Origin of the sequence: Sorangium sp. KYC3313 (genome assembly GCF_052075895.1) — a bacterium.
Taxonomy (GTDB): Bacteria; Myxococcota_A; Polyangia; order Polyangiales; family Polyangiaceae; genus Sorangium; species Sorangium cellulosum_B.
The window spans coordinates 8,960,487-8,975,189 of record NZ_CP197255.1; the positions used below are offsets into that span (position 1 = coordinate 8,960,487).

Sequence of the window (14,703 nt, forward strand, 5' to 3'; positions counted from 1 at the left end):
CCAGCGGGGCGCAGCCGCGCGCCGTGTCGATCAGAGGCGCTTCAGCACCAGGATCAGCCGCCACGCCGCGGCGTGCTCGAACGGGACGTCGACGTTGAAGTCGCCGAGCGTCGCCACCAGCGAGAGCTCCGGCACCCGCTCCGCGATGCGCCGCCACCCGGCGAGGTCCGGGACGTACCACGTCGCCTCCTGCCGGATCGACGAGAGCTCCCTCGGCGCGCCGCCGTTGCGCCGGGCCGAGCACACCACCTCGAGGGTCACGGGCACGACGCGATCGGGCGTCGACCGCTCGATGTGGATGCGGAACCGCGCGTCGATCGACTGCTCGCCGCGCAGCTCGGTCCACTCCGTCCTGTTCACGCCGGACGGCGTGAGATCGGCGGGGTGGGTCGCCTCGATGACGTGGACGCCGCCCGGCAGGAGGAGCGAGGCGGCGAGCCGGAGGTGGCGCTCGAGCGCCGCCGGCGTGGCCAGCTGGTGGATCGCCGAGAGCGGCACGAACGAGAGATCGACCGGCGCGACGTCCGGGCGCTCGTCGAGCTCCGCGCACGAGAAGCGGATGCCCGCCCCGGCGCCGCGGGCGCACGCGGCGCGCTCCGCAAAGGCGATCATCGCCGCCGAGCCGTCCGCGCCGGCGCAGCCGACGCCGAGCTCCGCGAACGCCTCCAGGTGCCGCGCGGGCCCGCAGGCCCACGAGAGGACGCGCTGCACCGGGCGGCCGCCGAAGCGGCGCGCGCACGCGAGCAGGAAATTGCGCTCGGCGGCGTAGTCGCGGTAGCCGAACGCCGCGTCGTAGAGCGCAGGCTCGCCCGGAAGCGGCGCCTCGCCCCGCGCCGGCGCCTCGCCGCGCGCGGGCGCCTCGCCGCGCGCGGGCGCGTCGCCGCGCGCCGGCGCCTCGCCGGCCGAGGCGCGCGCCTGGGCGACCCGCTTCGTGTAGATCATGAGATCGTCGCCCGGCGCGTAGAAGTCGGCGAGGACCGCGACCCGCGTGAACTGCACCGCGTCGTAGAAGCGCACCGCCGCGCCGTGCCCCTCCCGGCTGCCCGTCTCCACGCGCACGAGGCCGCCGCCCTCGCGCGCGATCTCGCTCTCCATCGTGGCCACGAGCCCCCGCGCCACCCCCGACCGGGCGAAATCGGGCGAGGTCGCGATCCAGTACAGGTCGTACGTGGACTGCGTCATCGGCGTGCGGCCGTAGCAGAGGTACCCGAGGAGCCGCGGCGCCCCGTCGCCGCCCTGGAAGCTCAGCACGAACCGGTAGCCATGACCGTCCGTCGAAGGCTGGCCGAGCGCCACGTCGACGAGCTCCAGCGCCACCGCGCGCTCGTCGTCGGTGAACGCCGGGACCGACTCGAGCAGCGCGGCGATGAGCGGCCGATCTTCCGCGCGGAGGCCGCGCCGGGTGATCACGGCGCCTCGGGCGCGGCGGCGAGGGCGCCGCCGGCGGCGGAGCGCGCCGCGGCGCGGGCGAGCGCCGGCGCGCGGCCCCGCGCGCGGAGCAGATCGTCGTGGCGCGCGCCGCGGGCGAGCGCCGCGCGGAGGATCTCCCAGACGACGTCGGCGTACGACAGGCCGGCGCGCGCCGCCGCCCGCGCGAAGCCGGCGTCCGGCGAGAGATCGCAGTTCGGGTTGACGTCGATGACGTGCGGCGCGCCGCGCTCGTCGAGCCGCACGTCCACGCGGCCGTAGTCGCGCAGCCCGAGCACCTCGAACGCGCGGCGGCCCGCGGCGACGACCCGGCGCAGCTCGAGCGGCCGCAGCACCGCCGCCGAGGAGGGCGTCCCGATCGACGCGGCGGTCTCCGGGCGCCACTTCGACTCGTACGTGACCACGTGCGGGTGCCCGTCCGGCAGGCCCTGAAACGTGACCTCGCCGGGCGGCAGCACGCGCGGCGTCGGCCACCCGAGCAGCGAGACCGAGATCTCCCGCCCGTGCACGTAGCGCTGCACCACCACCGGCTGGCGGCACTGCGCGACGACCGCGGCGACCTGATCGCGGAGCGCCCTGCGATCGTGGACGACCGAGCCACGATCGATGCCCATCGAGCCGTCCTCGCGCTCCGGCTTGACGATGACCGGGAACGCGACCTCCGGGATACGATCCGGGCCTTCGACCCGCACCGTCGCCGGCACCCGCACGCCGGCGCGCGCGAGGATCCGGTTCGCCTCGGCCTTGTGCAGGCAGCTCCGGAGCGCGACGTGATCGCTGCCCGTGAAGCGGAGATCGAGCCCCGCGAGCAGCCACGCGCACATGACCTCGTGGCGGCTGTCGCCGTCGAGCGCCTCGCACAGGTTGAAGATCACGTCCGGGCGATGGTCGCCGATGGCCGCGAGCACCTCGCTCGGCCGGAGCACGGGCCGGTGCGCCACGCGCACGCCCGGGGCCGCGGCGAGGGCCGCGAGCACGCTCTCCGCGACCACCGCGCTGCCGTCCTCGCGACCGAGCCGGAGCCGCCCGCTCCCCACCCGCTGCGCGAGTGGCGGCTCGTCGACGGCTTCCTCCGGATCTCTGTTGGACAGGATCAGTATCCGAGGCTCAGGCACCGCGCGCCTCCGGGCCTACGCGGGGCAGGAGAGCCCGCGACGGCTGCGCCGGGCTCAGGGAGCGGCCGGAGAGCGGTCTGGCGATTGGCGAAGGCGGAGAGGGTGGCCTGTCGAGAGACACGCGAACGAAACGAAGTCCACGCATGCAAGTGGCCACACTTCACCAGCTTGCCCGGCAATCGCAAGGGGAGATTTGGCCATTCTGGACGGAAAGGAAGGCGCGACGCGCCGCGGCTCAACGCCCCCGCGCCGGATCGGATCCGGCGCGCGTGGCCGGAAAACGAGCTTTCCGAGCACAACGTATCTCGGACAACAGGCTCTTCACACGCCGGCCACACGCGCGGGCTCGTCGCAGACGAGAGGAGACGGCTGGGCTGCAGGGGGAAGGGTCGAGTCCGGCGGCGAGCGGAGAGAGCGCCGGACGCGCACGCGGCGGGCGGTCGGCCTGCCGCCGAGGACGCCTGAAAAGGACTTCCCTTTCCGGCGTCCTCGAGCCTCCGCCGGTCAGGCGGCCTGGCCTTCGGGGCGCGGCCTGCGATCGGCCGGGAAACAGGCCTGGATCTCGTCCATGCCGAGCGTCTCCTTCTCGAGGAGCGCCCTGACGAGCGCCTCGATCTCGCCGCGCCGGGACCTCACGATCTCGATGGCGCGCGAGAGCTGCGCTTCCGTGAGCGCCCGCGCCGTCTCGTCGACCCGGTCGAGCAGGGCCGGGCTCCGCGAGGGGTGCCCGTCGCCGACGCAGATGGGGCCGAGGTGGCTCATGCCGAGCTCCGCGACCATCTTCCACGCGATCGTCGAGGCGCGCTGGATGTCGTCCGAGGCGCCCGCCGTCATCGTCCCGAGGACGACCATCTCGGCGGCGCGGCCGCCCATCAGCATGCAGATCTGATCCTCGAGGTACTCTTTCCGGTACATCAGCCGATCCTTCTCGGGCAGCGCCTGGGTGACGCCGAGCGCGCGGCCCCGCGGCAGGATCGACACCTTGTGCACGGGATCGCAGCTCGGCGCGAGGAGCCCGACCGCGACGTGCCCGGCCTCGTGGACGGCGGTCGCATAGCGCTCGTCCTCGTCGACGAGCACCCCCTTGCGCTCGAGCCCCATGAGCACCCGGTCGCGCGCGCGGTCGATGTGCGTCGGGTCCACCGCGTCGGCGCCCTCGCGGGCCGCGAGGATGGCCGCCTCGTTCAGGAGGTTGGCCAGGTCGGCGCCCGAGAAGCCCGGCGTGCCTCGGGCGATGTAGCTGAGATCGACCTCCCCCTGGAGCGGGATCGGCCCGGCGTGGACGTTGAGGATCTCCTCGCGGCCGCGCACGTCGGGGAGCGGCACGGTGACCTTGCGGTCGAAGCGCCCCGGCCGGAGCAGCGCCGGGTCGAGCATGTCGACGCGGTTGGTCGACGCGATGACCACGATGCCGGTCTCGTGGTCAAAGCCGTCCATCTCGACGAGCAGCTGGTTCAGCGTCTGGTCGTGCTCCGCGGAGGCGGAGTCGCCGTGCCCCTTCGCGCGAGCCCGCCCCACGGCGTCGATCTCGTCGATGAAGACGATGCACGGCGCGGACTTGCGCGCCTCGGCGAAGAGCGCGCGGACGCGGGAGGCACCCACGCCGACGAACATCTCCTGGAAGCTCGACCCCGACGCCGAGAGGAACCGCACGCCCGCCTCGCACGCGACGGCGCGCGCGAGCAGCGTCTTGCCGGTCCCGGGCTCGCCCGTCAGCAGCACGCCGCGCGGCGGGCGGCCGCCGAGGCGCGCGAAGCGATCGGGGCTCTTCAGGAACTCGACCGTCTCGGCGAGCTCCTGCTTGACCTCGTGCATCCCCGCGACGTCGGCGAAGCGCACCGCCGCCCGCGCGGCCCCGGTCTTCACGTCGGAGAAGACCTTCGGGCTGCGCCGCCGGCTCACCGTGAAGAGCGCGAAGCCGACCGCGGTCAGCACGATCACCGGGAGCACCGCGGACGCCGCGCGCGACGGATCCTCCCGGGGGGCGAAGTCGACCGAGGCGCCGGCGCCCGCGAACCGGGAGACCAGTTCCTGCCGGAGCGTCGGCTCGTCGACGACGGCCGTCACCGCGACGCCGCCCGCCTGACGCACGAGGAAGTGATCTCCGCTCACCTCGACCGCGGTCGCCTGCCCCGCCTGCGCGATCTGGAGGAGCTCGGTGTACGTCGCCGTGCGCTGCACAGACGACTCGCGCGCCGCGCGCAGCGCGAGCCCGAGCGTGACCGCGAGCACCACCCCCATGAACCCAAGCACCCAGAGCCGGCGCCCCGCGGGCCCCAGCCGCTTACTCACCTGCAAGAACCAGGAATTCACTGCTGCGCCACCTTACTGCCCCGGCGTCGGGCCGGAGCGGATCTCAGGTCTAGCAAGGATACGGACCTCAGGAAGTTCCTTCTGCAATCATTCTGACGATCTGAGCCGTAGAAACCTGTGAAAGGATGGCAGCCCCGCAAAACGGAATACGGAGAACGGCCAGCGGCAGGACAAACGCCGATTCGATGTCGAGGGGATTGGGAGGATCGATGGACGAGCCCGCCGCTCGCGGATTGACGAGCTCGCCTGATAGCCCCGTTCTCGGGATGAGGTCGCCGGTGGAGCAGGAAGCGGGAGAGAGGGGCAGAGAGGGGCTGTCTGCGCGTTACGCCCCGGCGGCTCGCGCGGTATCGGGCGCGAGCGGCAGCGAGAAGCGGAATGTCGTCGCGCCGCCGGGGCTGCTCTCGACGGAGATGCTGCCCCCGTGGGCCTCCACGAGGGCCTTCGTGATGTAGAGGCCGAGACCGACGCCGCGGACGCTGCGCGGAACGGCATCGGGCGCGCGCGAGAAGCGCTTGAACAGGTACGGGAGCGACGCCTCCGGGATACCGCCGCCCCAGTTGGTCACCGCGACGTGCGCGCTGCCCGGCCCGGCGTCGACCGCGACCACGATGTCGCCCTCGGGCCGACCGTACTTGGCCGCGTTGGAGAGCAGGTTGGTGACGATCTGCTCGAGCCGCCCTGGGTCCGCCAGGACGGCGGGCACATCGCCGTTCACCTCCAGGCGCAGGGCGTGGCCCGCGGTCACCTCGGCCGACTTCTCGAGGATCTCGCCGAGCTGCGCGCGCAGATTCACCGGCGAACGATCCAGCGTGAGCTGCCGCGCATCGATCCGCGACGCGTCGAGGAGGTCGTCGATCATGCGGCGCAGCCGCTCGATGGACGAGGTGATCCTGTCGAGCTGTTTTCGGCAGTCCGCGACGGGCCGCTCGCCGGCCGCGCGGCCCAGGAGCTGGCTCGCGGTCGCGATGACCTGGATGGGCTGGCGGAGATCGTGAGCGATGACGCCGATCCACTCCTGGCGCTGCCGCTCCATCTCCTTGAACGCCGAGATGTCATGAAAGACGGCGACGGCGCCCTGGAGCTCCCCGTCGTCCGAGCGCACCTGAGCCGCGTTGACCAGCACCGGGACGAGGCCCCGGTCGGCGCGCCGCAAGAGCCCTTCGGCGCCCGTCACGACCTCCCCGCGCTGAAGGGCCCGGAACAGCGGGCGTTCGTCCCAGGCGAGGGGCTCTCCCGCCGGCGTCCTGTGCTCGAAACACAGCCGGTTGCCCCAGGGATCGGGATCGTCCTCGACGCGCGACGCGTACTGGAGCGCGAGCTTGTTGCAGCTGATGAGCCGCCCCTTGGCGTCGACCAGGATCGCCGCTTCAGGCAGCTGCTCGATGACCGCCTCGAGCTGCGAGCGGATGCGCCGCTCCGCCTCGTGCGCGCTCGCGACCTCGGCCTCCATCGCCTTGCGGCGCCCGATGTCGCGGCAGATCGTCGAGACGCCGGTGGCGCGGCCCGACGCGTCCACGATCGACGACACCGTGACCTCGATGTCGATGCTCTCGCCGCCCTTGGTCCGGCTCACGGCCTCGAAGCGCTCGACGCGCTCGCCGCGGCGCAGGCGCGCGAGGACGGCCTCCGCCTCGCCGGCGCGATCGGGCAGGCACAGGAGGGGCAGCTTCTTCCCGATCGCCTCGCCGGCGCAGTAGCCGTAAAGGCGCTCCGCCGCCGGGTTCCAGCTCAGGATGGTCCCGTCGAGGGAGGTGCCGATCACGGCGTCGTCCGAGGCCTGCGCGACGGTCGCGAGGAAGGCGCGCGCCTCCTCGGCGCGCTGCCGCGCCTCGTCGAGGAGGTTCATGCGCGCCGCGCTGACCCAGAGCATGGCCCCGAGCAGGAGCGTCGTGATGGCGGAGGCGAGCGATAACGACGCCGCGATGGGGTATGCTCCGCGAGCCGCGCCGAACAGGAAGAGGCGGCCGCTCACGAGCGGAACGAGGACGACGTAGGGCAGGAAGCGCCGCAGCAGGAGGCCTCCGGACTTGCTGGCCGTCAGCGTGGCGAGCGCAGTGCAATCGGGCCGCGCCGTGAGGAGCCCGGCGCAGAGGGCGAGGAACGCGATCGCCCCGTGGAGCGCCATCCCCGTGAACGGAAATAGCGGCGGCAGCCCGTAAAAGTAGCCGACGCCGAACACGTAGCCGGTCAGCGCCGTCAGCGCGAGCGCCGCGGCCAGGAGCGCGCTCCATTCCGAGAACAGGCACGCTCGCCGCGTCTCCACGCGGAGCGAGAGGAGCGAAAGGCCGATCAGGACACAGCAGAGCGCGACGTTCGGCGGCGGCCTGCCGGGGAACTTGCCCGGGAAATCCACGCGCCCCGCGAACACCACGCGATCGATGCCGAGATCCCAGTCGAAGATGTACTGCGCGAGGACCACGAGGCCGAGCGCGACGACGACGGCGGCGCACGCCTGTCCCAGCCGGCGGAGCGGCGCCGGACACGCTCGCACGCCCAGCGCCCAGAGCGAGACCCCCGCCAGGACGAGGGCGACGGCGGTGTTGGGCACCATGAGCGGCAGGCCGTCCGCGATGGCGACGAGGGCGGTCGCCCCGATCCACCAGCCGAGCAGCGTCACGCACCCAACGGCGAACGAGCAGGTCGCTGCGATGACGACACCACGCCGCGCGCTGCTCGAAGGCGCCATCGCCTCGGCGTCTCTCATCGGGTCCTCCCGACCCGAGCATAGTGCCGGGACGGCGCGGCTTCACAGGCGCGATTCAAGCGCGCACATGGGTCGGCGCACACGCTGTCCAACCCAGATGGATCAGGGCGCTCCAGCGCGTGCCGACATCATCCGCCCGGCGGGACGCAGCAGGGCAGCGCGGCTCAGATCGGCCGCGTGAGAGCGAGCGGCGACCCCCTCGCGCGGACCGCGCGAGGGCGCGCCCGTAGGCTCAGCGCTTCGTCCCGAAGACCGCCGCGTCGACGGAGAGCCTCCCCGGCCCGACGAGGAGGAGCGCAACCGAGATGCCGAGGTAGACCGCCGCCGCCTCGTAGGAGGGTCCGCCCATCGCGACGAACGGATCGCCGTTCGAGACGTGAACCGCGACCGCGACGGCCATGGTGGCGGCGAGGCCCAGCGACGCGACCGGCGTCAGGAGGCCGAGGATCCAGGCAAGGCCGCCCCCGAACTCCGAGAGCGCGGCCAGCCCTTGCAAGAACCCCGGAACGGGCGCGGTGGGCCCCATCCAGCTGAAGGGGGCCTGGATCTTCCCCCAGCCGTGAAACATGAACGCGACGCCGATAACGACGCGCAGCGCGAGCAGCCCGACCGAGGCCGAGAACGGCACGTCGGTTACCCGCAGGAATCTCTTGAGCATCTGGATCACTCCTCTCGGCTCGGTAGTAAGGAGGAACGCCCGGGACAGCAAGCGCGTACGCGAGGGCCGGCGCCGCCGGACCCGAGGCGCCGGGCCCCCGCGGCCCGGCACGGCGCGCCGGCCCGCGCCTCACGCGCTCGTCTGGGCCTCCAGGTCGTGGCGGTGCGCGGCGGCCGCGCGCTCGTCGCGGAGGGCCTCGAGGCACCGCCGCTTGATCGCCGCGAACTCGCCGGAGCCCACGATCGCCGCGGTCCTCGGCCTCTCGAACGGCACCGCGATCTCCGCGCCGACCCGGCAGGGGCGGCGGGTCATGAGGGCGATGCGGTCGGACAGGAAGATGGCCTCGTCGATGTCGTGCGTGACGAACAGCACCGTCGTGCGCACCTGGCGGAAGACGTCGAGCAAGAGCTCCTGCATCGAGAGCCTGGTCTGGGCGTCCAGCGCGCTGAACGGCTCGTCCATCAGCACGACGCGCGGCTCCGTGATCAGCACGCGCGCGATCTCCACGCGCTGCTGCATGCCGCCGGAGAGCTGCGCCGGATAGGCGTCCTCGAACCCCGACAGCCCGACCAGCGAAAGCAGGCGCCGGGACGCCTCCCGGCGCTCGCGCTCGGGGACGCCGCGCACCTTGAGGCCGAAGCCGACGTTGTTCAGCACCGTCTTCCAGGGGAGCAGCGAGCTCTGCTGGAAGACCATGCCGCGCGCCGGCCCCGGCCCCTCGACCCGCTCGCCGCCGACGACGATGCTGCCGCGCTCCGGCGCCACGTACCCGGCGACGGCGTTCAGGATCGTCGACTTCCCGCACCCGGACGGGCCGAGGAGGCTCACGAGCTCGCCGCCCTCGACGCGGAGGTCGAGATCCCGCACCGCCTCGACGCGGCGGGCGCCCGTCCCGAGGGCCACGGACAGGCCGCGGATCTCCACGGCGCCCCCCGGGCTCTCCCGGCGCGCCGCGCGGCTCGCGTCGAGCGTCATCGGCCCTTCTCCTGGGGCTCTTGCCACGGGGTGAGCCACGCGCCGGCCCGCAGGACGAGCGCGCTGCTGAGCATGCCGAGCAGGCCGATGAGCAGCATGCCGAGGACGATGTCCGGATAGCGCTGCAAGTTGTACGACTCCCAGGTGAAGTAGCCGATGCCGTACTGCCCCCCGATCATCTCGGCGGTCACGAGGCAGAACCAGGACGTCCCCATGCCGATGCTCATCCCCGTGACGATGCTCGGCAGCGCGCCCGGCAGGACGACCTCGAGGAACAGGCGGAGCGGGCGCGCGCCCAGGCTGCGGGAGCTCGCGATGAGCCGCGGATCGAGGGCGCCCACGCCGTGGATCGTCGCGATCAGGATCGGGAACAGCGCCCCCATGTACGTGATGAAGATCATGCTCAGCTCGGCCGACGGGAACATCAGGATCGCGAGCGGGAGCCAGGCGACGCCGGGGATGGGGCGCAGGATCTCGAGCGGCGGCAGCAGGGTGTCCTCGGCGAGCCGCGACCTGCCGATGAGGAGCCCGAGCACGACCCCCGTGGCGCCCGCGGCGGCGAACCCCGCGAGGACGCGGAACACGCTGTTCCCGAGGTGCTGCCAGAGCTTCGGCGAGGCGAAGAGCTCCCGCGCCGCGGCGAGGACGTCGGTCGGCGCGGGCACGTTGAGGAACGTGACGACGCCGAGATCCGCGCGCGCCATCGACGCCCACTGCCAGAGGCCGACGCACGCCGCCACGGACAGGGCGCGCAGGAAGGCGCGGCGGAGGTCGCGGCGCGTCGTCGCCGGCGCGGGGGACGGCGCGCCCCGCCGGGCCGCGCTCGCCGGGGCGGGCGCGAAGGCCGCGCCGCCGGTGAGCTCCGCCCCGGCCGGCGCGCTGCGCTCGGAGATCATCGTCATGGCGCCGCCGCCGTGAGCTTCGCGCGCTCGGCCCGCAGGGCCGCGAAATCGACGACCGCCGCGCCGTTCTCCGCGGCCCACCGCTCCGCGTCGTCCTTCGCCAGGAACGCCGACAGGCCGCCGTCCGGGCGCCTCGCGTACCACGCGCGATCGGCCAGGAGCTTCACCCCGCTCACGCGATCGTGCACGAACACCGCGCGGATCTCCTTGCCCTCGGTCGTCAGCTGCCCGAGCGCGACGAGCGCCGTGCCCGGGCTGGCGTACGCGCGCACCTTCGGCTCGCCCGCGACCCAGATCTGCGCGACGAGCGTCGGCTCGGCGATCGGCTCCCCGGACAGCGCGTCCTTCCCGGACAGCGGGAGCTTCGCGTAGCTCGCGAGCCGCGCCTCGTAGTCGAGCCCGAGCTCCGCCGCCGCGCGCCGGATGTACCGGTCGTCCACGAACGCGCCGACGTCGAGGGTCGTGTCCGTGCGCTTCAGCAGCGTGAGCGTGTCGACCGCCACCTCGAGCGCGCGGCGGACCTCGGGCTTGATCGTGAAGTCCCGCGTCTGGATGCCGAGCGGGCCGTGGAACATGTAGGCGACCTCGGCGTCCACCCCGGTCACCTTCTCGATGAGCTCGCTGTGCTTCTCGGGCTCCTCCGCGAACAGGCGGTCGGCCTCGAGCGCCGCCTTGAGGAAGGCCACGACGATCTCCGGGTATTTCTCCGCGTACGCCTCGCGCACCAGCACGCCGTGCGCCGTCGGCACCTTCACGCTGGAGCCGTCGTAGATCTTCCGGGCGAAGCCGCGGAAGGGGAACAGCTCGGCGAACGGGACGAAATCCGCGTGTGCGTCGATCTTGTTCGCCTTGAGCGACGAGCCGCCCACCTCCGGCGACTGCGAGACGAGCGTCACGTCCCTGTCCGGGTCCCAGCCGAGATCGCGGACCGCCCGGAGCAGCATGCCGTGGGCCGACGACCCGAACGGCACCGAGATCTGCTTGCCCTTGAGGTCCTTCAGGCCCTGGGCCGGGGAGTCGCTCGGCACGACGATCCCGTTGCCGCTCCCCAGCGCGCTGCCGGAGAGCGTGGCGATGAAGCGGCTGCGGCTCCCCTGCTTCTGGAACGCCACGCCGTTCAGCACGCCGGGGAAGTCGGCCATCGCGCCGATATCGAGCTTCTCGGCCACCATCTCGGTCGTCAGCGGCGGCCCCGAGGTGAAGTCCTTCCACTCGATCTCGTAGGTGACGTCCTTGTACTTGCCGTCCCTCGGCAGGTGCTTCTCGAGCAGCTTGAGCTCCCGGATGAGCAGCCCGCCGGTGGCGCAATTGATGGTCGTGTCCTGCGTCCCGATCGCGATCCGGATCGTCTGCTTCGCCTCGGGCTTGCACGACAGCCCGGCGACGACCGCCGCGAGGAAGCTGAGGAAGGCGAGCGCGCGGAGTGCCCTGGTCATCGGTTCAATCCCTCGCAAAGGTCCCATGTCGTTCATTGCCTCGTCCGATCCCCGCCCGGATGGCCTCGAGCGCGCGGCCCGCCGCCTTCCGCACCTCGACGTCGGCGTCGCCGAGCAGCCGGCGGAGCGGCGCCTCCGCGGCCGCCGCCTCGATCTCGCCGAGCGCCTGCGCGGCCGCCTTGCGCAGATCCGCGAGGTCGCTCCCGAGCAACCCGACCAGGTCCTCCGTGGCCGAGGCGGCCCGGAGCCGCCCGAGCGCGAGCGCCGCCTCCTTCCGGACCTGCCAGGCGCCGTCGTCGAGCGCGGTCCGGAGGTGCGGCGCCGCGAGGGCGTGCGCCGAGCGGCCGAGCACGACGGCAGCCTCGACCCGCACCCGCCAGTCCGGATCGGAGAGCAGCCCCACGAGGTCCTGGACGAGCGCGGGTTCGCCCGGCGCGCCGAGCGACTCGAGCGCGCCGATCGCCACCTGCCGCACCCGCGCGTCGGGATCGCGCAGGCTCGGGCGGAGCGCCGGCGCAGCCTCGGGCCGCCGCAGGTAGGCCAGGGAGAGGACCGCCTCGCGCCGCACCTCGGGATCCGGGTCGCCGAGCGCCCCTTCGAGGGGCGCGAGCGCCCGCGGGTCGCGGATCTCGCGGAGCGCCACGATCACCGAGGTGCGGACGAACGGGCGCGGGTGCCCCAGCGCGTCGATGAGGTGCGTGGCGGCGTCCGCCCCGCGGATCTCGCGGAGCGCCGTGGCGGCCGCCTCCCGCACGCGGGCGTCCTCGTCGTCGAGCGCCCCGACGACGGCGGGCACCGCGCGGGCATCGCCGAGATCCTCGAGGTGCCCGAGCGCGAGCGCCCGCACCGTCGGATCCTCGTCGCGGACCGCCGCGATGAGGGGGTGGAGGATCTCCGGATCCGAGAGATCCTCTATCTGCGTCAGCGCCAGCTGGCGCGCGCCGGGGTCGGGATCCCCGAGGATGCCCTCGAGATCCTGCGCGAGCGAAGGCTGTGTCATGTCGTCTCTGCCGTGGTGTCGCTATCGGATGAGAAAGGGGATCTTCACGGTGATGGCCTCTTTGGGGCAATCGATCTCGCACGCGAGGCAATACCAGCACTCGTCGTAGGCCATGCGGGCCTTCTTCGTCTCGGGATCGATCGCGAGGCAATCGACCGGGCACGAGTCGATGCAGATGCGGCAGCCCTTGATGCACGACGCCTCGTCGACGACGACGGGCAGATCGAGCCGCACGGCGGCCTCGGCGTGGCCCACGGACCTGGCGCGCTGCGCCTTGACGGATTCGCGGTTGAGCAGGTGACCCATCGATTGATTGACCTCGTGTTCTCGCGTTCTCGCGCGCTCGTCAGGCCGACGCGCGCTGCTCTTCGGCCGGGATGCGCAGCCTGTGGTAGGCCGCGCGCTCGCCGTCGTCGATCGGGAAGAGATAAGGCTCCACCGGCCTCTTGAAGGCGACCATCTCGCCGCGCTCGTCCTTCTTCAGGTTCACGTGCGTGAACCAATTGCGGTCGTCCATCTCGGGGTAATCGAGCCGGTGGTGGTAGAGGCCCCAGCGGCTCTCGGTCCGGTACAGCGACGCGCGCGCCGCCATCTCCGCGCAGTCGCGGATGAAATGGCACTCCATCACCCGCATGAGCTCGTGGGGGCTCTCCGCGGTGACCTCCTCGAGCTCCTCCTTCGCCCGCAGGAAGTACTCGAGCCCGAGCGTCATCTTGTTCCCCGTCTTGGGCGGCTGGAGATAATCGTTCACCAGGCGCCGCACCTTGTATTCGTACTGGTGCGGCGCCACGCCGCTTCGTCGCGAGAGGGGGGCGAGGATGCGCTCCCGCTCGGCGTCGACCGCGGCGGCGAGCGGCTCGACCGCGGGCGCGCGCTCGAGGTAATCGAGCGCGCTCTGGGCGCAGATCTTCCCGTAGGTGAGCGCGCCGAGCAGGTAGTTGTGCGGCACGCACGCCATGTCGCCGGCGGCGTAGAGCCCGGGCACCGTGGTCTCGCCCTTCTCGTTGACCCAGACGCCCGACGCGCTGTGCCCGCTGCACAGGCCGATCTCGGAGATGTGCATCTCGACGAGATCGCTCGCGTAGCTGTGCCCCCTCCCCTCGTGGAAGCGCCCGCGGCTCGGGCGCTCCGTCTGGTGCAGGACCCGCTCGACCTCGGTGATCGTCTCCGGGGCGAGGTGGGTGAGCTTCAGGTACACGGGGCCGTTCGCGGAGTGGAGCTCCCGGTAGAACTCGAGCATCATCTGCCCGCTCCAGTAATCGCTCTCGATGAAGCGGTGCCCGCGCGCGTTGACCGTGTGCCCGCCGAGCGGGCCTGTCACGTACGCGCACGCCGGACCGTTGTAGTCCTTGATGAGCGGGTTCACCTGGAAGCACTCGATGCCCGAGAGCTCGGCGCCCGCGTGGTACGCCATCGAGTAGCCGTCTCCCGCGTTCGACGGGTTCTCGTACGTCCCGTGGAGGTAGCCCGACGCCGGCAGCCCGAGCCGCCCCGAGGCGCCGCAGCACAGGATGACCGCCCTCGCCTTGATGATCTCGAGTTGTCCTTCCCGGGTGTCGAAGCCGATCACCCCGGCGACGTGGCCGTCGGTCACGAGGATCCGCGTCGCCATCACGCGGTTGACGACCTTCACGCCGGCGCGCTTGACCATGCGCGTCAGGATCTTCTTGAGATCGTAGCCCTCGGGCATCGGGAGGACGTAGCTCCCGTTGTGGTGGACCTTCTTGACGTCGAAATCGCCCGATCGCGTCTTCTGGAACTTCACGCCCCAGGAGTCGAGCTCCTGGATCATCGCGAAGCTGTTGCGCGCATATTCATAGACGGCGCGCTGGTTCACGATGCCGTCGTTGGCCACCGTGATCTCCTTCACGTACTGCTCCGGCGTCGCGTGCCCTGGGATGATGGCGTTGTTCAGCCCATCCATGCCTATCGCGATGGCGCCGCTCCGCTTGATATGCGCCTTCTCGAGGAGGACCACCCTCCCCCGGGGCAACCGCTGTTGCGCCTCCACCGCTGCAGTGGAGCCTGCGCTGCCGCCGCCCACGACGACGACGTCCGCCTCTGTCACGCGAATGTCCATTACAAGCCCTCAAGGTTTCAGGCGCGCGCACACGACGACCCCACCGCCTCTCGGCCCAATGGCCAGCGGCCAGCGGCCGGGGTCGGACG

General features: G+C 72.3%; 11 protein-coding genes. All 11 read right to left on the minus strand.

Going from position 1 to position 14,703, the window contains the following annotated elements; all coding sequences use genetic code 11:
* Nucleotides 1–30: 30 nt before the first annotated feature.
* Nucleotides 31–1,410, minus strand: coding sequence for a GNAT family N-acetyltransferase (locus ACSRUE_RS33980; RefSeq protein ID WP_441287219.1), 1,380 nt, complete (start codon nt 1,408–1,410; stop codon nt 31–33).
* Nucleotides 1,407–2,543, minus strand: a complete 1,137-nt coding sequence (locus ACSRUE_RS33985) for a D-alanine--D-alanine ligase family protein (RefSeq protein WP_441287220.1) — start codon at nt 2,541–2,543, stop codon at nt 1,407–1,409. The genes ACSRUE_RS33980 and ACSRUE_RS33985 overlap by 4 nt, the downstream gene beginning before the upstream one ends.
* Nucleotides 2,544–3,047: 504 nt before the next feature.
* Nucleotides 3,048–4,835, minus strand: coding sequence for an ATP-dependent zinc metalloprotease FtsH (ftsH, locus tag ACSRUE_RS33990; RefSeq protein ID WP_441293155.1), 1,788 nt, complete (start codon nt 4,833–4,835; stop codon nt 3,048–3,050).
* A gap of 346 nt (nt 4,836–5,181) precedes the next feature.
* The gene (locus tag ACSRUE_RS33995) at nt 5,182–7,563 is read right to left on the minus strand and encodes a PAS domain-containing sensor histidine kinase (protein WP_441287221.1); all 2,382 of its coding nucleotides are present in this window, start codon (nt 7,561–7,563) and stop codon (nt 5,182–5,184) included.
* Between the two features lie 232 nt (nt 7,564–7,795).
* Nucleotides 7,796–8,221 (minus strand): DoxX family protein, encoded by a 426-nt coding sequence (locus ACSRUE_RS34000; RefSeq protein ID WP_437768367.1) that lies wholly within the window; start codon nt 8,219–8,221, stop codon nt 7,796–7,798.
* A 129-nt stretch (nt 8,222–8,350) separates the two neighbouring features.
* Nucleotides 8,351–9,196 (minus strand): ABC transporter ATP-binding protein, encoded by an 846-nt coding sequence (locus tag ACSRUE_RS34005; RefSeq protein WP_441287222.1) that lies wholly within the window; start codon nt 9,194–9,196, stop codon nt 8,351–8,353.
* Nucleotides 9,193–10,092, minus strand: a complete 900-nt coding sequence (locus ACSRUE_RS34010) for an ABC transporter permease (RefSeq protein ID WP_441293156.1) — start codon at nt 10,090–10,092, stop codon at nt 9,193–9,195. The genes ACSRUE_RS34005 and ACSRUE_RS34010 overlap by 4 nt, the downstream gene beginning before the upstream one ends.
* 2 nt (nt 10,093–10,094) lie before the next feature.
* Nucleotides 10,095–11,534, minus strand: a complete 1,440-nt coding sequence (locus tag ACSRUE_RS34015) for an ABC transporter substrate-binding protein (RefSeq protein WP_441287223.1) — start codon at nt 11,532–11,534, stop codon at nt 10,095–10,097.
* Nucleotides 11,535–11,538: 4 nt separating this feature from the next.
* Entirely contained in the window at nt 11,539–12,534 is a 996-nt protein-coding gene (locus ACSRUE_RS34020) for a HEAT repeat domain-containing protein (protein ID WP_441287224.1), read from the minus strand.
* Between the two features lie 21 nt (nt 12,535–12,555).
* The gene (locus tag ACSRUE_RS34025) at nt 12,556–12,840 is read right to left on the minus strand and encodes a 4Fe-4S dicluster domain-containing protein (protein WP_437768372.1); all 285 of its coding nucleotides are present in this window, start codon (nt 12,838–12,840) and stop codon (nt 12,556–12,558) included.
* A gap of 40 nt (nt 12,841–12,880) precedes the next feature.
* On the minus strand, nt 12,881–14,614 hold the full coding sequence (locus ACSRUE_RS34030; protein WP_441287225.1) for a fumarate reductase/succinate dehydrogenase flavoprotein subunit: 1,734 nt from the start codon (nt 14,612–14,614) through the stop codon (nt 12,881–12,883).
* Between the last annotated feature and the right edge of the window lie 89 nt (nt 14,615–14,703).

Bases quoted from the DNA above. Each gene is read 5' to 3' on its own strand.
- ACSRUE_RS34010 (WP_441293156.1), bottom strand. From the start codon at position 10,092: ATGATCTCCGAGCGCAGCGCGCCGGCCGGGGCGGAGCTCACCGGCGGC.
- ACSRUE_RS34000 (WP_437768367.1), bottom strand. From the start codon at position 8,221: ATGCTCAAGAGATTCCTGCGGGTAACCGACGTGCCGTTCTCGGCCTCG.
- ACSRUE_RS34015 (WP_441287223.1), bottom strand. From the start codon at position 11,534: ATGACCAGGGCACTCCGCGCGCTCGCCTTCCTCAGCTTCCTCGCGGCG.
- ACSRUE_RS34030 (WP_441287225.1), bottom strand. From the start codon at position 14,614: ATGGACATTCGCGTGACAGAGGCGGACGTCGTCGTCGTGGGCGGCGGC.
- ACSRUE_RS34025 (WP_437768372.1), bottom strand. From the start codon at position 12,840: ATGGGTCACCTGCTCAACCGCGAATCCGTCAAGGCGCAGCGCGCCAGG.
- ACSRUE_RS33995 (WP_441287221.1), bottom strand. From the start codon at position 7,563: ATGAGAGACGCCGAGGCGATGGCGCCTTCGAGCAGCGCGCGGCGTGGT.
- ACSRUE_RS34020 (WP_441287224.1), bottom strand. From the start codon at position 12,534: ATGACACAGCCTTCGCTCGCGCAGGATCTCGAGGGCATCCTCGGGGAT.
- ACSRUE_RS34005 (WP_441287222.1), bottom strand. From the start codon at position 9,196: ATGACGCTCGACGCGAGCCGCGCGGCGCGCCGGGAGAGCCCGGGGGGC.